Consider the following 20367-nt stretch of genomic DNA (forward strand, 5'->3'; position numbering starts at 1 on the left):
CGGAACCCGAGCAGGTGCAGGCGGTCGCGGGTACCTGGCGTGCCGCCCAGCGGCCGGCCCTCGGCGTGGCCCGTCTCTACCGGGGCGAACGGGTGCCAGGTGGCCTGCGCTGATGTTTGGTGGCCTGGTAGGCGGCCACGGATTTCCGAGAGGAGCGCCAGACTCCATCGGCTCCCTGCACTGCGCTGAGACGGCCCCGTTGTGCTGCCTGGCGCAGAGCCGCGAGCGAGTGGTCCTCGTCCACGAGAGCGGCGAGCGGGACCAGCCGGGCAGGTCCCGCGATGTTGGGGACGATGAAGCGGTTGAGGTTGTCCTCCATGGCTCGGGCGATGAGCTCACCGAGCGCACCGCAGTCGCCCCCGTCAGCACCCCGGAGCGCCGCGAGATACAGGTCCCGCTGGCGCTTGGAGATGATGATCGGCGGATACCCGAGCCGTACGAGCACCAGGTTCATGACCAGGCGCCCGGTCCGGCCGTTCCCGTCCAGGAACGGATGGATCTGCTCGAACTCGTTGTGGATACCGGCGAGTTCTTCGGGCAGCGGCCTGCCGAGGCTCCCTCCGCGGCCGATTCGCTCGCCGAGCAGGCAGACATCGGTGACCCACGCCTCGGTCCGTGCCGGTACCAGGTTCCAGGGCGGCGGGGTCATCCCTTCCGTGAAGGCGGCGATGTCGTGCTCACGGAAGGAACCGGGCCCTTCCCGGTCTCCCGCGTCAGGAGGCGGCGCCACATCCCAAACCGGAGTCATCGAGACATGGTGGAGGTGACGGATCTCGGCGAGGGTGAGGAGACGGCCGTCATGCCAGGCGTCCGGTTCGAGTGCCTGCCCGTAGACCCATCGCGCGGCAGCCGCGTACCCCTGCACCTCGTTGTACTCGCTGAGAGGTTTGGCTCCTACCGCCCGGCCCTCGTCGAGTAGCGTCTGGACCTCGCGCAGCACGAGGGTGTTGCCCTCCAGCGCAGTCGAATGGTGCGCCTCCTGGTGCCAGATGTCGTCCCAGATCTCCCTGGCCTCACGAGGGCTGGGCAGGCCGCCGAACCGCTCGTTCAGTTCCGCCAGCGCCGCGTCCAGGCGGCGGTACACCGTGTGCCGACTCGGTCGCCCACGTCCCGCCACCACTCACTCCCAAAGTTGATACATGAACCCCAAGGCGAATTGAACTTATCAAGTACCGGCGGGCTCGCATTCCCGGAAAATCGGGGTCACCCATCCTTTCGGCCATCCTGGAAACACGAAGGGCGCCCCGGCTCCCGGGACGCCCTTCTGGTGCGTGAGGTGTGGTCGGGGTCTACGGCAGGTTGCGGGCCATGACGATGCGCTGGACCTGGTTGGTGCCTTCGTAGATCTGGGTGATCTTGGCGTCGCGCATCATGCGTTCGACGGGGTAGTCGCGGGTGTAGCCGTAGCCGCCGAGGAGTTGGACGGCGTCGACGGTGACGTCCATGGCGATGTCGGAGGCGAAGCACTTGGCGGCGGCGCCGTGGAAGGTGAGGTCGCGGTCCTCGCGTTCGGACTTGGCGGCGGCGGAGTAGGTGAGCTGGCGGGCGGCTTCGAGTTTCATGGCCATGTCGGCGAGCATGAACTGCACGCCCTGGAAGTCGCCGATGGGCTTGCCGAACTGCTTGCGTTCGGTGACGTACTGCTTGGCGTAGTCCAGGGCGCCCTGGGCGATGCCGAGGGCCTGGGCGGCGATGGTGACGCGGGTGTGGTCCAGGGTGCGCATGGCGGTGGCGAAGCCGGTGCCCTCGGCGCCGATCATGCGGGAGGCGGGGATGCGGACGTTGTCGAGGTAGACCTCGCGGGTGGGTGAGCCCTTGATGCCGAGTTTCTTCTCCGGGGCGCCGAAGGAGACCCCCTCGTCGCCCTTCTCGACGACGAAGGCGGAGATGCCCTTGGAGCGCTGGGCGGGGTCGGTGACGGCCATGACGGTGTAGTACTCGGAGACGCCGGCGTTGGTGATCCAGCGCTTGACGCCGTTGAGGACCCAGTGGTCGCCGTCGCGTACGGCGCGGGTCTTCATCCCGGCGGCGTCGGAGCCTGCTTCGGGTTCGGACAGGCAGTAGGAGAACATGCCGTCGCCGCGGGCCAGGGCGCCGAGGTAGGTGTGCTTGAGTTCCTCGCTGCCGGACAGGACGACGGGCATGGAGCCGAGTTTGTTGACGGCGGGGATGAGGGAGGAGGAGCCGCAGACGCGGGCGACTTCCTCGATGACCAGGACGGTGGCCAGGGCGTCGGCTCCGGCGCCGCCGTAGGTCTCGGGGACGTGGACGGCGTGCAGGTCGGCGCCGAGCAGCGCGTCCAGCGCTTCCTGGGGGAAGCGGCCCTCCTCGTCCACCTGCGCGGCGAACGGCGCGATCTTCGCCTCGGCGAGCGCGCGCACCGTCTCCCGGAGCATCTCGTGCTCCTCCGACGGCCGGTACAGATCAAAAGCTGCGTTGCCCGCCAAGGCTCTCACTCTCCATGTCGCAAAAATGCCAGTTACCGTCAAGTAACCCAATTTTACGGCTCCGCTCTCCCGGGCGGTACGTGAGGTTGCCGACAGCGCGGAAACACAGCCTCCGGGCTCCGGACTATGCTCTGGGCGCGCGCTCGACCGCGTACGAAACGGCGTACCGGACGGGTACCGGAACCGCCCCTCGACGGAGCACTGGAGTAACCGCATGGCCCTCAAGATCACCGTGATCGGCACCGGCTATCTCGGCGCCACGCACGCCGCGGCCATGGCGGAACTCGGCTTCGAGGTCCTCGGCCTCGATGTGGTGCCGGAGAAGATCGACATGCTCGGGCGGGGCGAGGTCCCGATGTACGAGCCGGGCCTCGCGGAACTGCTGCGGGCGCATGTCGCGGGGATCGAGGGCTCCTCGGGGCGGCTGCGCTTCACCATGGACTTCGCCGAGGTCGCGGAGTTCGGCGATGTGCACTTCGTCTGCGTGAACACCCCGCAGAAGCACGGCGAGTACGCCTGCGACATGAGCTACGTCGACTCCGCCATGGAGTCGCTGGCCAAGCACCTCGTCCGGCCCTGCCTGGTGGTCGGCAAGTCCACCGTGCCGGTCGGCAGCGCGGAGCGGATCGCCGCCCGGATCGCGGAGCTGGCCCCCGCGGGCGCCGAGGCGGAGCTGGCCTGGAACCCGGAGTTCCTGCGCGAGGGCTTCGCCGTCCAGGACACCCTGCACCCGGACCGGATCGTGGCCGGGGTCGGCAGCGAGCGCGCCGAGCGCCTGCTGCGCGAGGTGTACGCGAAGCCGCTGGCCGAGGGCACCCCCTTCGTGGTCACCGACTTCCCGACCGCCGAGCTGGTGAAGACCTCCGCCAACTCCTTCCTGGCCACCAAGATCTCCTTCATCAACGCGATGGCGGAGGTCTGCGAGGCCGGGGGCGGCGATGTCGCCAAGCTGGCCGAGGCCATCGGGCACGACGAGCGCATCGGCTCGAAGTTCCTGCGCGCGGGCATCGGCTTCGGCGGCGGCTGCCTGCCCAAGGACATCCGCGCCTTCATGGCCCGCGCGGGCGAACTCGGCGCCGACCAGGCCCTCACCTTCCTGCGCGAGATCGACTCGATCAACATGCGCCGCCGGGGCGCGATGGTCGAGATGGCCCGGGAGGCGGTCGGCGGCACCTTCCTCGGCAAGCGGGTCGGCGTCCTCGGCGCCGCCTTCAAGCCCGACTCGGACGACGTCCGCGATTCGCCCGCCCTGAACGTCGCGGGGCAGATCCACCTCCAGGGCGGCCAGGTCACCGTCTACGACCCCAAGGGCATGGACAACGCCCGCCGCCTCTTCCCCACCCTCGGCTACGCGGACAGCGCCCTGGAGGCGGTACGCGGCGCCGATGTCGTCCTGCACCTCACCGAATGGCGGGAGTTCCGCGAGCTGGACCCGGCCGAGCTGGGCGGCGCCACCGCCTCCCGGGTCCTCCTCGACGGCCGCAACGCCCTGGACCCGGCCCTGTGGCGCGCGGCGGGATGGACGTACCGGGCGATGGGCCGCCCGGCGGCCTGAGACGGCGCGGCGGCCTGAGCACCGCTCCGGCCCGCCCCGGAACCGCCGCCGAAGCACACCACCCGGGACACCCGAAGGGGCCGCACCGCCGAAGCGATGCGGCCCCTTCGCCGTCGGCCCGTTGCCGGGAGGCCGACCGCTCCCGTGCCGGGAGGACTCAGCCTTCCCCGGCCGCCCCGCCCGCCCCGTCGAGTTCCTCGATCGTCGCGTTCGAGACGCCCGTACGGGACTGGAGGTCGGCCGCCACGTCCTCGGCGGCGCCCAGTACCCGTACCGTGTTCTGCCAGGTCAGCTTGGCGAGGTCGGGGCGGGACCAGCCGCGGTCGAGGAGTTCGGCGATGAGGTTCGGGTAGCCCGCGACGTCGTCGAGGCCCCGCGGGGTGTAGGCGGTGCCGTCGTAGTCGCCGCCGATGCCGAGGTGGTCGATGCCCGCCACCTCGCGCATGTGGTCGAGGTGGTCGGCGACGGTGGCGGCGGTGGCGACCGGGCGCGGGTCGGCCTCCTCGAAGGCGGCCAGCACCTTCATGGCCTCGGGGGTGTGGTCGAGGGCGTGGAAGCCGCCCGCCTCCAGATGGCCCTCGGCCCTGCGGGTCCAGTCGACCGCCTCCTGGAGGACGAACTTCGGCACGAAGGTGGCCATCGCCACGCCGCCGTTGGCGGGCAGCCGCTCCAGTACGTCGTCGGGGATGTTGCGCGGGTGGTCGCAGACCGCGCGGGAGGAGGAGTGGCTGAAGATCACCGGGGCCGCGGAGGCGTCCAGGGCGTCGCGCATGGTGCTCGCCGCCACGTGCGAGAGGTCGACCAGCATGCCGCTGCGGTTCATCTCGCGGACCACCGCGCGGCCGAAGGCGGTCAGGCCGCCCACGCCGGCCTCGTCGGTGGCGGAGTCGGCCCAGTCGATGTTGTCGTTGTGGGTGAGGGTCATATAGCGCACGCCGAGCGCGTACAGGGCGCGCAGGGTGGCGAGCGAGTTGTTGATGGAGTGCCCGCCCTCGGCGCCCATCAGGGAGGCGATCCGGCCCTCGGACCGGGCGCTCTCCATGTCGGCGGCGCTGCGGGCGCGCCTGAGGTCCGCCTCGTAGCGGGCGGTCAACTGCTCGACGCAGTCGATCTGTTCGAGGGTGGCGCTGACGGCCGCGTCGCCGCTGAGGTCGCTGCGGACGTAGACCGACCAGAACTGGGCGCCGACGCCGCCCTCGCCGAGCCGGGCGAGGTCGGTGTGCAGATGGGCCCGCTGGTCGGTGGCGATGTCGCGGGCGCCGAGGTCGTAGCGGACCTGCTGACGCAGCGCCCAGGGCAGGTCGTTGTGGCCGTCGGCCACCGGGAACTCGCGGAGCAGCGCGCGGGCTTCGTCGAGCGAGGCGGCCGAGGGAGCCGGGGAGGCGGCAGAACCAGAGGTGCCGGAGCTGGGGGAGGTCATGGACGTAAGACTCCCCTCAGTTCCCGCCGCCGAAGCCGAAGCCGGATGCCTGGCCGCCCGCCTTGGCGCGCAGCCGCTTGCCCTTCTCGGTGGCCTGGTCGTTCAGCTCCTGCTGGAAGTCCCGCATCCGGGCGGCGAGTTCCTCGTCGTGGGCGGCGAGCAGGCGCACCGCGAGCAGTCCGGCGTTGCGGGCGCCGCCGACCGAGACGGTGGCGACCGGGACCCCGGCGGGCATCTGCACGATGGAGAGCAGGGAGTCCATGCCGTCCAGGTACTTCAGCGGTACGGGCACGCCGATCACCGGCAGCGTGGTCACCGAGGCGAGCATGCCGGGCAGGTGGGCGGCGCCGCCCGCGCCCGCGATGACGGCCTTGAGCCCGCGGGCCGCGGCCCCCTCGCCGTAGGCGATCATCTCGCGCGGCATGCGGTGCGCGGAGACCACGTCGACCTCGTAGGGGATCTCGAACTCGTCGAGGGCCTTGGCGGCGGCCTCCATCACGGGCCAGTCGGAGTCGGAGCCCATGACGATGCCGATGAGCGGGCTGTCCTCGGCAAAGCTGCCGGGGGCGGACGGTGCGGTCATTCCTGGATGGTCCCTCGGAGGTAGCCGGCGGCGTGGCGGGCGCGTGCGAGGACGTCGTCCAGGTCGTCGCCGTAGGTGTTGACGTGGCCGACCTTGCGGCCGGGCTTCACGTCCTTCCCGTACATGTGGATCTTCAGCTGGGGGTCGCGGGCCATGCAGTGCAGGTACGCGGTGTACATGTCGGGGTAGTCGCCGCCGAGGACGTTGCCCATCACGGTCCAGCGGGCGCGCGGGCGGGGGTCGCCGAGCGGCAGGTCGAGGACGGCGCGTACGTGGTTGGCGAACTGCGAGGTGACGGCGCCGTCCTGGGTCCAGTGGCCGGAGTTGTGCGGGCGCATGGCCAGCTCGTTGACCAGCACGCGGGGGGTGCCGTCGGCCGCGCGCACCTCGAAGAGCTCGACGGCGAGATGGCCGACGACGCCGAGTTCGGCGGCGATGCGCAGCGCCAGCTCGCTCGCGCCGAGGGCGAGGCCCTCGTCCAGTCCGGGCGCGGGGGCGATCACGGTGTCGCAGACGCCGTCGACCTGCTGGGACTCCACGACCGGGTAGGCGACGGCCTGGCCGTGCGGGGAGCGGACCACGTTGGCGGCCAGCTCCCGTACGAAGTCGACCTTCTCCTCGGCGAGCACGGGGACGCCCGCGCGGAAGGGCTCGGCGGCCTCCTCGGCGGAGCGGACGATCCACACGCCCTTGCCGTCGTAGCCGCCGCGGACGGTCTTCAGGACGAGCGGGAAGCCCTCGCCCCCGTCCTCGGCGGCCAGCTCGGCCGCGAAGGCGGCGACATCGGCCGGGTCGGCGACGATGCGGTGGCGCGGGCAGGGGGCGCCGATCTCGGTGAGCCTGGCCCGCATCACGCCCTTGTCCTGGGCGTGCACCAGGGCCTCGGGGCCCGGGCGGACCGGGATGCCGTCCGCCTCCAGGACGCGCAGGTGCTCCGTCGGGACGTGCTCGTGATCGAAGGTGATCACATCGCAGCCCTGCGCGAAGGCGCGCAGCGTCTCCAGATCGCGGTAGTCGCCGACGACGACGTCACCGGCGACCTGCGCCGCGGAGTCCTGCGGGGTGTCGCTGAGGAGCCTGAACCTGATGCCGAGCGGGATACCCGCCTCGTGGGTCATACGGGCGAGCTGTCCCCCGCCGACCATGCCGATTACCGGGAATGTCACGAACCCAGGGTATCGGCCGCGCGCGGGTGCCCCGCCGCGCACCGTTCCGGCCACTCTTCGAGGCATCGCCGCCTACGCAGGGTGACCACCGCAGGCCGGAGCGGTGCGCGCGGGCGGCTCCGTCACACCCCTGCCACAGGCCGCAAAAGCCCCGAGGCACATGTCCCGCCGCGTGGTTAGCATGGTCGGGTCGAGCTTTTGCGAAACGACACTCCGGATTTCCGACAGACGGGGGCACGCCGCCCATGGAGCACCACGGTCCCGCGTACCGCCCGCTGCGGCGGCGCATCCGGCAACTGACCGGCGAGCTGGCGAAGTTCGGGGCGGTGGGCGGGGCCGGTCTCCTGGTGAACCTCCTGGTCTTCAACCTGGTCCGGCAGGTCACCGATCTCCAGGTGGTCCGGGCCAGTGTGATCGCCACCGTGGTCGCGATCGTCTTCAACTACCTGGGCTTCCGGTACTTCACCTACCGTGACCGCGACAAGAGTGGCCGGACCAAGGAACTGACCCTCTTCCTGCTGTTCAGCGCGGTGGGCCTGGTCATCGAGAACGGCGTCCTCTACACCGCGACCTACGGCTTCGGCTGGGACAGCCCGCTGCAGAGCAACATCTTCAAGTTCCTCGGCATCGGCGTCGCCACCCTCTTCCGCTTCTGGTCGTACCGCACCTGGGTCTTCCGCGCGCTGCCCGCCCGCGAGACCGTGGCCCGCGCCGAGTCCTTCCTGGAGGCGGAGCAGCGGGAGCCCGCGGGGCCCCGGATCCGCTGAGCCCGGCCGCCCGGCGCGGGCGAAGGCCCCGCGCGCCCGGAGACGCGGCGCGCCCGGGACGGCTCAGCGCACCGGGGCGGGCGGTCCGTCCTCGCCGGGGGCTCCGGTCCCGCCCGGCTCCCCGAGGAGCGGTTCCCCGCCCTTCTTCGGCGTACGGGAGAGGAAGAGGCCGAAGACCGGCGGGCGGCTCTGGAGCATTTCGAGGCGGCCGCCGTCCGCCTCGGCGAGGTCCCGGGCGACCGCGAGGCCGATGCCGGTGGAGTTGCGGCCGCTGATGGTGCGCTCGAAGATGCGGGCGCCGAGGTCGCCGGGGACGCCGGTGCCCTCGTCGGTGATCTCGACGACGACCTGGTTGCCGGTGACCCGGGTGCGCAGCGCGACGGTGCCGCCGCCGTGCATCAGCGAGTTCTCGATCAGCGCGGCGAGCACCTGGGCGACCGCGCCGGGGGTGCCCACCGCCCGCAGCCCGTGCTTGCCGGAGCTGACGATGGCGCGGCCGACGCCCCGGTAGGCCGGGCGCCACTCCTCCAGCTGCTGCTTGATGACCTCGTCCAGGTCGAAGGAGACGGCCGAACCGGTGCGCGGGTCACGAGCGTTGGTGAGCAGCCGCTCCACCACGTCGGTGAGCCGCTCGACCTGGGTGAGCGCGATGGAGGCCTCCTCCTTCACCGTGTCCAGGTCCTCGGTGACGGTGATCTCCTCCAGGCGCATCGACAGCGCGGTCAGCGGGGTGCGCAGCTGGTGGGAGGCGTCGGCGGCGAGCCGGCGTTCGGCGGTGAGCATCCGGGCGATGCGCTCGGCGGAGCCGTCGAGGACGTCCGCGACCCGGTCGAGTTCGGGCACCCCGTAGCGCTTGTGCCGCGGCCGCGGGTCGCCGGAGCCGAGGCGTTCGGCGGTCTCGGCGAGGTCGGTGAGCGGGGAGCCGAGCCGGTTGGCCTGGCGTACCGCGAGCAGGACGGCGGCGATCACGGCGAGCAGGGCGACGGCGGCGATGATCAGCAGGGTGCGGCCGACCTCGCGGGTGACCGAGGAGCGCGAGTCCTGGACGGTGACCCGCTCGCCCTGTTCGCCGCGGGCGCTGGACTCGATGACCTCGCCGCCGAGGCGGTCCCCGATCCGGATCGGCTCGCGGCCGGGGATCTCCACCACGGCGTGGCGGCCCGGCTCGACCTGTTCGCGCAGGATGTCGGCGCTGATGTTCTCCTGGCCGAGCAGCCTGCTGTCGACGATGCTCACCAGGCGCACCGCCTCGGAGTCCACCCGGTCCTGGGCGCTGCTGGTGATGGTGCGGGTCTCGACGATCACCAGGGAGACCCCGAACACGGCGATGACCACGAGCACGACGGCGAGGGTGGAGTTGATCAGGCGGCGGCGCATGAGGAGGAGGCTTCGTCAGCTCTTCTCGAAGCGGAAGCCGACACCCCGCACGGTGGCGATGTAGCGGGGGTTGGCGGCGTCGTCGCCGAGCTTCTTGCGCAGCCAGGAGATGTGCATGTCGAGGGTCTTGGTGGAGGACCACCAGGTGGTGTCCCAGACCTCGCGCATCAGCTGGTCCCGGGTGACGACCCGGCCCGCGTCCCGTACGAGCACCCGCAGCAGGTCGAACTCCTTGGCGGTGAGCTGGAGTTCCTCCTCGCCCATCCAGGCGCGGTGCGATTCGACGTCGATGCGCACCCCGTGGGTGGCGGGCGGCTGCTGGGGTTCGGCGGAGCCGCGGCGCAGCAGGGCCCGTACCCGGGCGAGGAGTTCGGCGAGCCGGAAGGGCTTGGTGACGTAGTCGTCGGCGCCCGCGTCGAGGCCGACGACGGTGTCCACCTCGTCGGCGCGTGCGGTGAGGATCAGGATCGGCACGGTGTGGCCCTCGGCGCGCAGCCTGCGGGCGACTTCGAGGCCGTCCATGCCGGGCAGTCCGAGGTCGAGCACGACCAGGTCGACACCGCCCTGCATTCCGGCGTCGACCGCCGCGGGGCCGTCCTCGCGCACCTCCACCTCGTAACCCTCCCGGCGCAGGGCGCGGGCCAGCGGTTCCGAGATGGACGCGTCGTCCTCGGCGAGCAGTACACGGGTCATGGAGTGATGGTAGACCGCGTGCCGCCGGGCTCGCGGGGTGATCGGCGCCCCGCGGGGCCTGCGGGTTCGGCCCTGCGGCTTGGTGATGAGAACCTGTGATGAACCTTCGAAACTGGGTATGTGGTTCCACGGTCACCTGTGATCCATCTCTCAAGTCCTTCCATAGCGGCCTATGTCGTGCCGTATCGTGGCCGCAGCTTGTCGCACTGCTTGAGGACCTTTGGCCCGTTATCTGTGCCAAGGGTCTCTTTTGTGCGCGGGTCGGGATGATCCAGCCTTTCGACAAGTCAACAAGAATCTGTGGCCGGGCCACGGCGCCGGGATGCGCCGGGCGTGGATCCCGGGACCGCCGTCCTCACCCCTCAACGCGGGGCGGCGCGCCCGGTAAACCGGCCGCCCCCCACCGGGCGCGCACCCGCTCTCGCAGCGCGTCCCGAAACCCAGAGGATCGACATGGCGCCCAGCCAGACGAAGGACTCCGCACGAGCCGGCACCCCGGGCTCCGGAAAAACCTTCTTCGGCCATCCCCGCGGACTGGCCACGCTCTTCATGACGGAGATGTGGGAGCGCTTCAGCTTCTACGGCATGAAAGCCCTGCTCCCCCTCTACCTGATCGCGGGCGGCCCGGCGGCGAGCAAGGGCGCGCAGGAGGGCGGCCTGGCGATGACCGCCGCCACCGCCACCGCGATCTACTCGATCTACCTGGCGATGGTCTACCTGCTCGCGATGCCGGGCGGCTGGTTCGGCGACCGGGTCTGGGGCCCGCGCAAGACGGTCACCGTCTCCGCCTCGATCGTGGTGCTCGGCCACCTGACGCTGGCCATCCCCGGTGAGGGCGCCTTCTTCGCCGGTCTCGCGCTCGTCGCGATCGGCTCGGGCCTGCTCAAGGCCAACGTCTCCACGATGGTCGGCCACCTCTACGACGGCCCCGAGGACCCGCGCCGGGACGGCGGCTTCACCGTCTTCTACATCGGCATCAACGTCGGTGCCTTCGGTGCGCCGCTGATCATCGGCACCGTCGGCGAGAAGGTCAACTGGCACTTCGGCTTCGCCCTCGCCGCGCTCGGCATGGCGCTCGGCCTCGCCCAGTTCCTGCTCGGCACCCGCCACCTGGACGCCCGCTCCAGCGAGGTGCCCAAGCCGCTGTCCGAGCAGGAGCGCAGCTCGGTGATCCGCAAGACGCTGATCGGCGTCGCGCTGACCGCCGTCTTCTACGCGGTGGTGGTCGCCACCGACCTCTACACCCTGAACTGGGCGCTGGTCCCGATCACCCTGGCCGGTCTGCTCATCCCGATCGGGGTGCTGGCCCGGATCAAGCGGGACAAGGACCTGTCCGGCGAAGAGCAGTCCAAGATGAACGGCTACATCTGGTTCTTCGTCGCCGCGGCCATCTTCTGGATGATCTACGACCAGGGCGGCTCGACCCTGTCGATCTTCGCCGAGTCGAAGACCAACACCGTGATCCTCGGCTTCGACTTCCCGGTCTCCTGGTTCCAGTCGGTCAACCCGGTCATGATCATGGCGCTGGCCCCGCTCGTCGCCTGGCTCTGGCTCTACCTGGCCCGCAAGGCCAAGGAGCCGAGCACGGTGGTGAAGTTCTCCGCCGGTCTCGGCCTGGTGGGCCTGTCCTTCGTGCTCTTCCTGCTGCCGCTCGCGGCCTCCTCGGACGGCACCAAGGTCAGCCCGATGTGGCTGGTCGGCATCTACCTGATCCAGACCGTCGGTGAGCTGTGCATCTCCCCGGTCGGCCTCTCGGTCACCACCAAGATGGCCCCGGCCAAGTACGCCTCCCAGATGATGGGCGTCTGGTTCCTCGCGGTCACCGCGGGCGACTGCGCCACCGGGCTGCTCTCCATCGCCGGGGTCGACCTCAACAAGTCGGGCGTGGTGGCTCTGGAGGCCGGCCTCGCGCTGCTCGCCGCCTTCGCGGTGTACATGTACCGCAAGCAGGTGCGCGCCCACATGGGCGAGGTCCACTGACCCCACCGCGCACCGCACGCACCGAGGGCCGTCCCGCCGCACCAGGCGGGGCGGCCCTCGCCGTCGCTCCGGTCGGTATCCCGGTGGGTACGCGCCCGGGCGATCCCGGTACGTACGCGGCCGGGCGGGAGCGGGCAGCGGAACGCCCCCGTGCGGACGTGTGCCGACGAGGGCGGAAGCGAGGCGGGGGGGAGGGTGAAGCGCTAGGCGGGGGCGCCCAGTTCGGCCCAGACCGTCTTGCCGGTCAGGCTCGGCGTACGGACGATCCCCCAGTCCAGGCAGAGGCGCTGCACGATGAACATGCCGTGCCCGCCGGGGCGGCCCGCGCGGTGCGGGGTGCGGGGTGCGGGCTCGCCCGCGCCCTTGTCGCGGACCTCGATCCGCAGCACCTTGCCCTCGCTGGAGATCCACATCCGCTCGGGGCCGCCCGCGTGCAGGCAGGCGTTGGTGACGAGCTCGGAGACGACCAGGAGGACGTCCTCGGCGGCGGCCCTGCGGTCGGCGCCGGCGGCGGGCAGCCAGCCCCAGTCGTACAGGGCCTCACGGGTGAAGTCGCGGGCGAGCGGGACGATGCCGCTCGCCCCTTCGAAGTCCAGGGCACGCACCTGCCGCTCGGTGACGGGGGCCAAGGCCGCGCCTTCGCCGTTCGCGGGAGCGCCGGTGCCCGCCTGGGGGCCCCGCTCGCCCGGCGGGAAGGGCCGGGTGGTGCTCATCAGCGCTTCACCTCACCGATTCACCAGTCGTGGCAGTTCTTGCCGCTGTGCCTGTTGTCTGATCCAGGGGGTCTTCTGCCCGGTCGTTCCGTGAGAACACCCACGTATTCGAAAGCGGGCCGTGTGACGCTCGTAACGTGCCGGTCACACAGTGGACGAGGAGACGCAAGTCTCCTCGTCCGGTGGTTCAGCCGGTGGCCGCGAGCGCCTCGGCGAGGCTGTCGTGCAGGGTGAAGACGGCCTCCGCGCCGGTGATCTCGAAGACCCTGGCGACCACCGGGAGCATGCCCGCGAGGTGGACTGCACCGCCGGCCTCCTCCGCCTTCAGGCGGGCGCCGAGCAGGACGTTGAGCCCGGTGGAGTCGCAGAACTCCAGGCGGGAGCAGTCGACCACGAGGCGCGAGAGGCCCCGGTCGATGCTGGCCTCCAGGGGCTCGCGCAGCAGATCGGCGGTGTGGTGGTCGAGCTCACCTGCCGGGGTGATGACGGCGGTGCCGCCCTCTTCCCGTACCTCGACAAGAAGCCGGCCCCGGTTCGCGCTGCCGACCGTCCCGCGGTCCATGCGGTGTCTCTCTCTTCCGACAGTCGTGGATGTGGATTGACGCCCTCGAACACTACCGCTCTCCGGGTGCCTTCCAACACCCGAACAACCGGTTCAAAGCGGACAATTCACAAGGAAATGCACTTGCAAGTCCACCGGAAAAACGGGTAGGGCTTATAAGGACACCTGACCGACACGCCGGCTATGGAGGCGCCGCACTCCGCAGTGCACGCAAAGGCTTCGGCAGCCAGATGCCGAGAATCATGGAGGACACCATGTCACCCCGGCTCGACGAATCGCATACCGACCAGGCGACGTCGGCACATCCGCCGGAACTCCGCGCCGAGCTGCCCGCGCCCGCAGAGGCCGCGGACGACCTCGACCTCCCCGAGATCCCCCCGTACGACGAGGTGGGACCGGCGGACGCGCGGGCTCTGTCCAAGACGCTCTTCGACCGTCTCGGTTCGCTCGAAGAAGGCACCCACGAGTACGCGTACGTACGCAACACCCTGGTCGAACTGAACCTCGCCCTGGTGAAGTTCGCCGCCTCCCGGTTCCGCTCCCGCAGCGAGCCGATGGAGGACATCATCCAGGTCGGCACCATCGGCCTGATCAAGGCGATCGACCGCTTCGAGCTGAGCCGCGGGGTCGAGTTCCCGACCTTCGCGATGCCCACCATCGTCGGTGAGATCAAGCGCTTCTTCCGGGACACCAGCTGGTCCGTCCGCGTGCCGCGGCGGCTCCAGGAGCTGCGCCTGGACCTGGCCAAGGCCGGCGACGAACTCGCCCAGAAGCTCGACCGCGCGCCCACCGTGGCGGAACTGGCCGAGCGCCTCGACCTGAGCAGGGACGAGGTCGTCGAGGGCATGGCCGCCTCCAACGCCTACACGGCCAGCTCGCTCGACGCCCAGCCCGAGGAGGACGACTCCGAGGGCGCGCTCGCGGACCGGATCGGCTACGAGGACCACGGCCTGGAGGGCATCGAGTACATCGAGTCCCTGAAGCCGCTGATCGCCGAACTCCCGCCGCGCGACCGGAAGATCCTCTCGCTGCGCTTCGTCGCCAATATGACCCAGTCGGAGATCGGCGAGGAGCTGGGCATCTCGCAGATGCACGTCTCCCGCCTGCTCACCCGCACCCTGGGCCGGCTCCGCAAGGGGCTGACGGTCGAGGAGTGACCGACGGGCCTGCCCCGCGGACCCTCGCCCCCGACGAAGGCCCACCGGACAGGCTCGCGGCCGCCCGCGGCCCCGGCACACGGCAGCTGGCAGACGAGGAAGCCCGCCTCCCCCGGAGGCGGGCTTTTCCGCGTCTGCCCCGCGGCCCTCAGGCGACCGGCACGCCCCGGCGCCACACCTGGGAGACCAGCGGCACCCCCGGCCGGTACACCAGGTGGACATGGCTCGGCGCGTCCAGGACGGCGAGGTCCGCGCGGGCGCCCGGGGCCAGGCGGCCGATGTCGGTCCGGCGCAGCGCCGCGGCCCCGCCCGCGGTGGCCGACCAGAGCGCCTCGTCGGGGGTCATCCCCATGTCGCGCACCGCGAGCGCCAGGCAGAAGGGCATCGAGGAGGTGTACGAGGAGCCGGGGTTGCAGTCCGTGGACAGCGCGACGGTGGCGCCCGCGTCGAGCAGGCGGCGGGCGTCCGGCCACCGCGCCCGGGTGGAGAACTCCGCGCCCGGCAGCAGGGTGGCCACCGTGCTCCCCTGCGCGAGGGCGTCCACATCGGCGTCGGTCAGGTGGGTGCAGTGGTCCGCGCTGGCCGCGCCGAGCTCCACGGCGAGCTGGACCCCGGGCCCGTAGGAGAGCTGGTTGGCGTGCACCCGGGGGGTCAGGCCGGCCGCCATCCCGGCGGTGAGGATCGCGCGGGCCTGCTCGCCGTCGAAGGCGCCGCGCTCGCAGAAGACGTCCACCCAGCGGGCGTACGGGGCGCAGGCCGTGAGCATCTCACCGGTGACCAGGGCGACATAGCCCGCCGGGTCCTCGGCGAACTCGGGGGGCACGATGTGCGCGCCGAGGAAGGTGACCTCCTCGGTCTGCTCGGCGGCCAGGCGCAGGGCGCGCGCCTCCTGCTCGACGCTGAGCCCGTAGCCGGACTTGGTCTCGAAGGTCGTGGTGCCCTGGGCCAGCGCCTCGCGCAGATGGCGGGCGAGGTTCTCGGCGAGCGCGGTGTCGCTCGCCGCCCGGGTGGCGGCGACCGTGGTGCGGATGCCGCCCGCCGAGTAACTCCGCCCGGACATACGGGCGTTGAACTCCGCCGTACGGTCACCGGCGAAGACCAGATGCGAGTGCGAGTCGACGAAGCCGGGGACGACCGCCCGCCCGCCGAGGTCGTGCGCCTCGTCCGCGGCCGGGGCCCGGTCCGCCGGTCCCGCCCAGGCGATCCGCTCCCCGTCGAGGACCAGGGCCGCCCCGGTGAGCAGGCCGAGCGGGCCCTCGCCGAGTGCGGGGTCGTTGGTGACCAGGCTGCCGATGCCGGTGAGGACGGTGCTGCCCATCGCGTTCCTCCGCTTTCCTGCCGGGCCCGATGCCCTGCGCTCTCCTGCCGGGCCGGAGGCCCCGCCGGTTCACTGTCCGCTCTTCCCGTCTCCCCGTGTCCGCCCGCCGCCTCCCGCGGGCGGTGCCGTGTTCAGCCGCGCAGCAGTTCCACGGCCTCCGCCAGCGCCGCCGGTACGTCCGGGATCCGGCAGTGCGCCCCGTCCCGTACCAGGTGGCGGCCGCCGACCACGACATGCCGTACGTCGGCGGCGGTGGCCGCGAAGACGGCGGTCTCCGCGCCGAGGCGAGGGATCGAGCCCGCGGTGCGCACCGAGTCGAGGGCGACGGTGGTGAGGTCGGCGAGGGCGCCCTGCTCGATGGCGCCCGCGTCGGGGCGGCCGAGGGCGGCGTGCCCGTCGGGGCTCGCGGCGCGCAGCAGGGCCGCCGCGGTCCAGTGGCCCCGGGTGCGGCTGCGCAGGCGCTCGTCCAGCTCCATGGCGCGCGCCTCCTCGAAGAGGTCGATGACGGCGTGGCTGTCGCTGCCGAGGCTGAGCGGGCTGCCCGCGGCCTGGAGCCGGGGCGCGGGGCCGATGCCGTCGGCGAGGTCGCGTTCGGTGGTGGGGCACATGCAGGTGCCGGTGCCGGAGCCGCCGAGCAGGGCGATGTCCTCCTCGGTGAGGTGGGTGCTGTGCACGGCGGTGGTGCCGGGGCCGAGGACGCCGTGGTCGGCGAGGAGGCGGGCGGGGGTGACGCCGTGCGCGGCGAGGCAGGCCTCGTTCTCGGCCCGCTGCTCGGAGAGGTGGACGTGCAGCGGTGCGGACCGCGCGCGGGCCCAGTCGGCGACGGTGGCCAACTGCCCGGCGGGCACGGCCCGTACGGAGTGCACGGCCGCGCCGATCAGGGTGTGCTCGGAGGGCTTCGCGGCGTCCGCGAGCAGGCTCGCCCGCTCGGCCCAGGCCTCGGCGGTGCGGTCGGAGAACCGCAGCTGGTGGTGGTTGGGCGGCTCGCCGAAACCGGCCGAGAGGTAGGCGGTGTCGAGCAGGGTGATCCGGATCCCGGCCTCGCGGGCGGCGGCGATCAGCGCCTCGCCCATGGCGTTGGGGTCCTGGTAGGGGCTCCCGCCGGGCGCGTGGTGCAGGTAGTGGAACTCCCCCACCGCGGTGACCCCGGCGAGCGCCATCTCCGCGTAGACCGCGCGGGCGAGCCGGAAGTACGACTCGGGGGTGAGCCGGTCGGCCACCGAGTACATCGTCTCGCGCCAGGTCCAGAAGGTGCCGGTGCCGACCTGGACGGTGCCGCGCAGCGCCCGGTGGAAGGCGTGCGAGTGCGCGTTGGCCAGGCCCGGCAGGGTGAGCCCGCGCAGTACGTGCGCCCCGCGCGGCGGCACCGGCACCTGGCGGCGCACCCCGGTGATCCGGCCGCCGGTGACCTCCACGCACACCTCCGGTTCGACATGGGTGCCGAGCCAGGCGTGCTCCAGCCAGTAGGTGAACTCAGGCGGCGGGGAAGGGAGTTGACCGGAACCTTCGGCGTGCTCGTGGCTCATGCGCAGGCGAGACCTTCCAGTACGTCGGCGAGGGCGGCCACTCCCGCCAGGCAGTCGTCCTCCTCGGCCCACTCCGCCGGGGAGTGCGAGACGCCGGTCGGATTGCGGACGAAGAGCATGGCGGTGGGCACCGACTCGGAGAGGATTCCGGCGTCGTGCCCGGCGCCGGTGCCGAGTACCGGCACCGGCTCCCCCCGGCCGCCGAGGATACGGGCGAGTTCCTCGCGCAGCGCGTCGCCGAACTCGACCACGGGGGTGAACGACTCGCGGACGACGTCGAGTCGGACCCCGTAGCGGGTGGCGTACTGCTCGGCGGCCTCCTGGATGCCGGTGACGACGGTGTCCAGGGTCCGCTGGTCGGCGGCGCGGGAGTCGAGCCAGCCGCGGACCAGGGAGGGGATGGCGTTGACGCCGTTCGGCTCGACCGCGATCTTCCCGAACGTGGCGACGGCACCGGCGAGTTCGGCCTCCCGGCGGGCGGCGAGCACGGTCTCGGCGTAGGAGAGCATCGGGTCGCGGCGGTCGGCGAGGCGGGTGGTGCCCGCATGGTTGGCCTCGCCGCGGAAGTCGAAGCGCCAGCGGCCGTGCGGCCAGATCGCGGAGGCGAGGCCGACCCGCGCGCCGCCGCTCTCCGGCAGGGCGAGCGCCCGGCCCTGCTCGATGTGCAGTTCCACGAACGCGCCGATACGGCCGAGGAGTTCGGGGTCGGCGCCGATGGCCTCCGGGTCGTATCCGGCCCGTTCCATGGCCGCGGGCAGCGCGATGCCGTCCTGGTCCCGCAGGGCGAAGGCCTGCTCGCGGCTGAGCCGCCCGGCGGCGAGCCGGGAGCCCACGCAGGCCAGGCCGAAGCGCGCGCCCTCCTCGTCGCCGAAGTTGACCAGGCCCACCGGCCGGGTGAACCGGGCCTGCCTGTCCCGGAGCCGGTCGAGGGCGGCGAAGGCGGAGACCACGCCGAGCGGGCCGTCGAAGGCGCCGCCGTCCGGCACCGAGTCGAGGTGCGAGCCGGTGACGACCGCGTCCCCCTCGGCGGGATCGCCCAGCCAGGCCCACTGGTTGCCGTTGCGGTCCACCTGGTGGTCGAGGCCGCGGGCGAGCGCCTGCGCGCGGAACCAGTCGCGGCAGTCGGCGTCGGCGGGCGTCCAGGCGTAGCGGCGGTAGCCGCCGGTGGAGTCCTCGCGGCCGATGGCCGCCAGCTCCCGCCACATCGCGTGGAAGGAGGGCGGGGTCACCGAGGGGGTGGACTCCCTTGCCACGGCGGCCTGTCGAGACGGCTCGTTCACTCGGATTCCTTCATCGGGATGCGGACGTCCTTGGCCTCGGCGACCGCCTCGGCCTCCTCGTAGCCCGCGTCGACGTGCCGGATCACGCCCATGCCGGGGTCGTTGGTGAGCACCCGGTGCAGCTTCTCGCCCGCGAGTTCGGTGCCGTCGGCGACCGAGACCTGCCCGGCGTGGATCGAGCGGCCCATGCCGACGCCGCCGCCGTGGTGCAGCGAGACCCAGGAGGCCCCGGAGGCGACGTTGACCATGGCGTTGAGCAGCGGCCAGTCGGCGATGGCATCGGAGCCGTCGCGCATCGACTCGGTCTCCCGGTAGGGGGAGGCCACCGAGCCGCAGTCCAGGTGGTCCCGGCCGATCGCCAGCGGGGCGGTCAACTCCCCGCTCGCCACCATGGAGTTGAAGCGCTCACCGGCCCGCTCGCGCTCCCCGTAGCCGAGCCAGCAGATCCGCGCGGGCAGGCCCTGGAAGTGGACGCGCTCCCCGGCCAGCCTGATCCAGCGGGCCAGCGACTCGTTCTCCGGGAAGAGGTCGAGGATGGCCTTGTCGGTGGCCGCGATGTCCTTGGGGTCGCCGGAGAGCGCCGCCCAGCGGAAGGGGCCCTTGCCCTCGCAGAACAGCGGCCGGATGTAGGCGGGGACGAAGCCGGGGAAGTCGAACGCCCGCTGGTAGCCGTGGAGTCGGGCCTCGCCCCGGATGGAGTTGCCGTAGTCGAAGACCTCGGCGCCCGCGTCCATGAAGCCGACCATCGCCTCCACGTGCCGGGCCATCGACTCCCGGGCCCGGGTGGTGAAGTCGGCGGGCTTCTCGGCGGCGTAGGCGGCCATGTCGGCGAAGTCGATGCCGACCGGGAGGTAGGAGAGCGGGTCGTGGGCGCTGGTCTGGTCGGTGACGATGTCGATCGGGGCGCCCTCGGCGAGCATCCGCGGCAGCAGCTCGGCCGCGTTGCCGAGCAGCCCGATGGAGAGCGGGCGGCGGGCGTCGCGGGCCTCGGTGGCGAGCGTCAGGGCGTGCTCCAGGGAGTCCGCCCTGACGTCGAGGTAGCGGTGCCCGATGCGGCGCTCGATGGCGCGCGGATCGCAGTCGATGCAGATGACCACGCCGCCGTTCATGGTGACGGCGAGCGGCTGGGCGCCGCCCATGCCGCCGAGCCCGGCGGTGAGCGTGATGGTCCCGGCGAGCGAGCCGTCGGCGCCGCCCCGGCCGCTCGCGTGCAGCTTGGCGGCGACGGCGGCGAAGGTCTCGTAGGTGCCCTGGAGGATGCCCTGGGTGCCGATGTAGATCCAGGAGCCCGCGGTCATCTGCCCGTACATGGTCAGGCCCAGCTGCTCCAGGCGCCGGAACTCCTCCCAGTTCGCCCAGTCGCCGACCAGGTTGGAGTTGGCGAGCAGCACCCGGGGCGCCCACTCGTGGGTCTGCATCACGCCGACCGGGCGGCCGGACTGGACCAGCATGGTCTCGTCCTGCTTGAGGGTCTTCAGGGTGCGCACCATCGCGTCGAAGGAGCGCCAGTCGCGGGCCGCCTTGCCGGTGCCGCCGTAGACCACGAGCTTGTCGGGGTGCTCGGCCACCTCGGGGTCGAGGTTGTTCTGCAGCATCCGCAGGGCGGCCTCCTGCTGCCAGCCCAGGGAGTTCAGCTCCGTACCTCGTGGTGCGCTCACCGGCCGGGGTCCTGACATGGGGTGCCTCCTCGCGGACTGTTGCCTCAGATATTCACATCCTGGAGTGCTGAATAGATTCAGTCAATACGGCCTCCTCGCCGCGCGTCCGGGCCCGCCCCGGGGCGGTCGGCGTCCAGGGACCGGAACGGGCCGCGACGCCCGGCG

17 protein-coding genes are annotated in these 20367 nt (G+C 72.0%); 4 read left to right on the forward strand and 13 right to left on the reverse strand.

Annotation, left to right across the window (positions count from 1 at the left end):
• Window positions 1–76: 76 nt before the first annotated feature.
• Window positions 77–1117 carry a Fic family protein gene (locus MID12_RS11010; protein WP_263166552.1) on the reverse strand — a complete coding sequence of 347 codons (1041 nt, stop codon included), beginning with the start codon at window positions 1115–1117 and terminating at the stop codon, window positions 77–79.
• Between the two features lie 172 nt (window positions 1118–1289).
• Window positions 1290–2447, reverse strand: a complete 1158-nt coding sequence (locus MID12_RS11015) for an acyl-CoA dehydrogenase family protein (RefSeq protein WP_040249456.1) — start codon at window positions 2445–2447, stop codon at window positions 1290–1292.
• Window positions 2448–2661: 214 nt separating this feature from the next.
• Between MID12_RS11015 and MID12_RS11020 the strand changes: the two genes are divergently transcribed.
• Window positions 2662–4002 carry a UDP-glucose dehydrogenase family protein gene (locus tag MID12_RS11020; RefSeq protein ID WP_040249458.1) on the forward strand — a complete coding sequence of 447 codons (1341 nt, stop codon included), beginning with the start codon at window positions 2662–2664 and terminating at the stop codon, window positions 4000–4002.
• Between the two features lie 157 nt (window positions 4003–4159).
• Here MID12_RS11020 and MID12_RS11025 read toward each other — a convergent pair whose 3' ends face one another.
• Genes MID12_RS11025 through MID12_RS11035 form a run of 3 tightly spaced genes read right to left on the reverse strand, consistent with a single transcriptional unit; the run spans window position 4160 to window position 7237 of the window.
• On the reverse strand, window positions 4160–5422 hold the full coding sequence (locus tag MID12_RS11025) for a dipeptidase (protein WP_078844897.1): 1263 nt from the start codon (window positions 5420–5422) through the stop codon (window positions 4160–4162).
• A 16-nt stretch (window positions 5423–5438) separates the two neighbouring features.
• Window positions 5439–6005: a 5-(carboxyamino)imidazole ribonucleotide mutase gene (gene purE, locus MID12_RS11030; protein ID WP_040249460.1), complete on the reverse strand. Its 567-nt coding sequence runs from the start codon at window positions 6003–6005 to the stop codon at window positions 5439–5441.
• Complete coding sequence (locus tag MID12_RS11035) at window positions 6002–7237, reverse strand: 5-(carboxyamino)imidazole ribonucleotide synthase (protein ID WP_078844898.1); 1236 nt, start codon at window positions 7235–7237, stop codon at window positions 6002–6004. Before MID12_RS11035 ends, purE begins: the two co-directional genes overlap by 4 nt.
• Window positions 7238–7416: 179 nt before the next feature.
• Here MID12_RS11035 and MID12_RS11040 point away from each other — a divergent pair, with 179 nt between their 5' ends.
• Entirely contained in the window at window positions 7417–7938 is a 522-nt protein-coding gene (locus tag MID12_RS11040) for a GtrA family protein (protein WP_040249464.1), read from the forward strand.
• A gap of 63 nt (window positions 7939–8001) precedes the next feature.
• Here the strand turns inward: MID12_RS11040 and MID12_RS11045 are convergent, their stop codons facing one another.
• Both MID12_RS11045 and MID12_RS11050 read right to left on the reverse strand, forming a co-directional pair.
• Window positions 8002–9315: an ATP-binding protein gene (locus MID12_RS11045; protein WP_052482255.1), complete on the reverse strand. Its 1314-nt coding sequence runs from the start codon at window positions 9313–9315 to the stop codon at window positions 8002–8004.
• Window positions 9316–9330: 15 nt separating this feature from the next.
• Window positions 9331–10008, reverse strand: coding sequence for a response regulator transcription factor (locus tag MID12_RS11050; RefSeq protein WP_040249465.1), 678 nt, complete (start codon window positions 10006–10008; stop codon window positions 9331–9333).
• Between the two features lie 453 nt (window positions 10009–10461).
• On the opposite strand from MID12_RS11050, the gene MID12_RS11055 reads away from it, so the two are divergent.
• On the forward strand, window positions 10462–11988 hold the full coding sequence (locus tag MID12_RS11055; RefSeq protein ID WP_040249470.1) for a peptide MFS transporter: 1527 nt from the start codon (window positions 10462–10464) through the stop codon (window positions 11986–11988).
• A 203-nt stretch (window positions 11989–12191) separates the two neighbouring features.
• Here the strand turns inward: MID12_RS11055 and MID12_RS11060 are convergent, their stop codons facing one another.
• Together MID12_RS11060 and MID12_RS11065 are read right to left on the reverse strand one after the other, a co-directional pair.
• On the reverse strand, window positions 12192–12701 hold the full coding sequence (locus MID12_RS11060; RefSeq protein ID WP_040249473.1) for an ATP-binding protein: 510 nt from the start codon (window positions 12699–12701) through the stop codon (window positions 12192–12194).
• Between the two features lie 187 nt (window positions 12702–12888).
• On the reverse strand, window positions 12889–13263 hold the full coding sequence (locus tag MID12_RS11065) for an STAS domain-containing protein (protein ID WP_040249475.1): 375 nt from the start codon (window positions 13261–13263) through the stop codon (window positions 12889–12891).
• 254 nt (window positions 13264–13517) lie between these two features.
• Between MID12_RS11065 and MID12_RS11070 the strand changes: the two genes are divergently transcribed.
• A complete protein-coding gene (locus MID12_RS11070; protein ID WP_040256844.1) occupies window positions 13518–14420 on the forward strand; it encodes an RNA polymerase sigma factor SigF in 903 nt (300 codons plus the stop codon).
• A gap of 148 nt (window positions 14421–14568) precedes the next feature.
• On the opposite strand, the gene hutI is transcribed toward MID12_RS11070, so the two are convergent.
• The 4 genes from hutI to hutU form a co-directional block, all read right to left on the reverse strand.
• Window positions 14569–15738, reverse strand: a complete 1170-nt coding sequence (gene hutI / locus MID12_RS11075) for an imidazolonepropionase (protein ID WP_040249478.1) — start codon at window positions 15736–15738, stop codon at window positions 14569–14571.
• A gap of 131 nt (window positions 15739–15869) precedes the next feature.
• Complete coding sequence (locus tag MID12_RS11080) at window positions 15870–17264, reverse strand: formimidoylglutamate deiminase (protein ID WP_263166559.1); 1395 nt, start codon at window positions 17262–17264, stop codon at window positions 15870–15872.
• Window positions 17261–18469 (reverse strand): allantoate amidohydrolase, encoded by a 1209-nt coding sequence (locus MID12_RS11085; protein ID WP_263173058.1) that lies wholly within the window; start codon window positions 18467–18469, stop codon window positions 17261–17263. Before MID12_RS11085 ends, MID12_RS11080 begins: the two co-directional genes overlap by 4 nt.
• A 71-nt stretch (window positions 18470–18540) precedes the next feature.
• Window positions 18541–20220 carry a urocanate hydratase gene (gene hutU, locus MID12_RS11090; RefSeq protein WP_040249481.1) on the reverse strand — a complete coding sequence of 560 codons (1680 nt, stop codon included), beginning with the start codon at window positions 20218–20220 and terminating at the stop codon, window positions 18541–18543.
• Between the last annotated feature and the right edge of the window lie 147 nt (window positions 20221–20367).

Source organism: Streptomyces sp. SCSIO ZS0520 (assembly GCF_025643355.1).
Taxonomy (GTDB): Bacteria; Actinomycetota; Actinomycetes; order Streptomycetales; family Streptomycetaceae; genus Streptomyces; species Streptomyces physcomitrii.

Bases quoted from the DNA above. Each gene is read 5' to 3' on its own strand.
- hutU (WP_040249481.1), bottom strand. From the start codon at position 20,220: ATGTCAGGACCCCGGCCGGTGAGCGCACCACGAGGTACGGAGCTGAAC.
- MID12_RS11080 (WP_263166559.1), bottom strand. From the start codon at position 17,264: ATGAGCCACGAGCACGCCGAAGGTTCCGGTCAACTCCCTTCCCCGCCG.
- MID12_RS11060 (WP_040249473.1), bottom strand. From the start codon at position 12,701: ATGAGCACCACCCGGCCCTTCCCGCCGGGCGAGCGGGGCCCCCAGGCG.
- MID12_RS11035 (WP_078844898.1), bottom strand. From the start codon at position 7,237: ATGCCTCGAAGAGTGGCCGGAACGGTGCGCGGCGGGGCACCCGCGCGC.
- MID12_RS11020 (WP_040249458.1), top strand. From the start codon at position 2,662: ATGGCCCTCAAGATCACCGTGATCGGCACCGGCTATCTCGGCGCCACG.
- MID12_RS11025 (WP_078844897.1), bottom strand. From the start codon at position 5,422: ATGACCTCCCCCAGCTCCGGCACCTCTGGTTCTGCCGCCTCCCCGGCT.
- MID12_RS11045 (WP_052482255.1), bottom strand. From the start codon at position 9,315: ATGCGCCGCCGCCTGATCAACTCCACCCTCGCCGTCGTGCTCGTGGTC.
- MID12_RS11055 (WP_040249470.1), top strand. From the start codon at position 10,462: ATGGCGCCCAGCCAGACGAAGGACTCCGCACGAGCCGGCACCCCGGGC.
- MID12_RS11050 (WP_040249465.1), bottom strand. From the start codon at position 10,008: ATGACCCGTGTACTGCTCGCCGAGGACGACGCGTCCATCTCGGAACCG.
- MID12_RS11085 (WP_263173058.1), bottom strand. From the start codon at position 18,469: ATGTGGCGGGAGCTGGCGGCCATCGGCCGCGAGGACTCCACCGGCGGC.
- MID12_RS11065 (WP_040249475.1), bottom strand. From the start codon at position 13,263: ATGGACCGCGGGACGGTCGGCAGCGCGAACCGGGGCCGGCTTCTTGTC.
- MID12_RS11040 (WP_040249464.1), top strand. From the start codon at position 7,417: ATGGAGCACCACGGTCCCGCGTACCGCCCGCTGCGGCGGCGCATCCGG.
- purE (WP_040249460.1), bottom strand. From the start codon at position 6,005: ATGACCGCACCGTCCGCCCCCGGCAGCTTTGCCGAGGACAGCCCGCTC.
- MID12_RS11070 (WP_040256844.1), top strand. From the start codon at position 13,518: ATGTCACCCCGGCTCGACGAATCGCATACCGACCAGGCGACGTCGGCA.
- hutI (WP_040249478.1), bottom strand. From the start codon at position 15,738: ATGGGCAGCACCGTCCTCACCGGCATCGGCAGCCTGGTCACCAACGAC.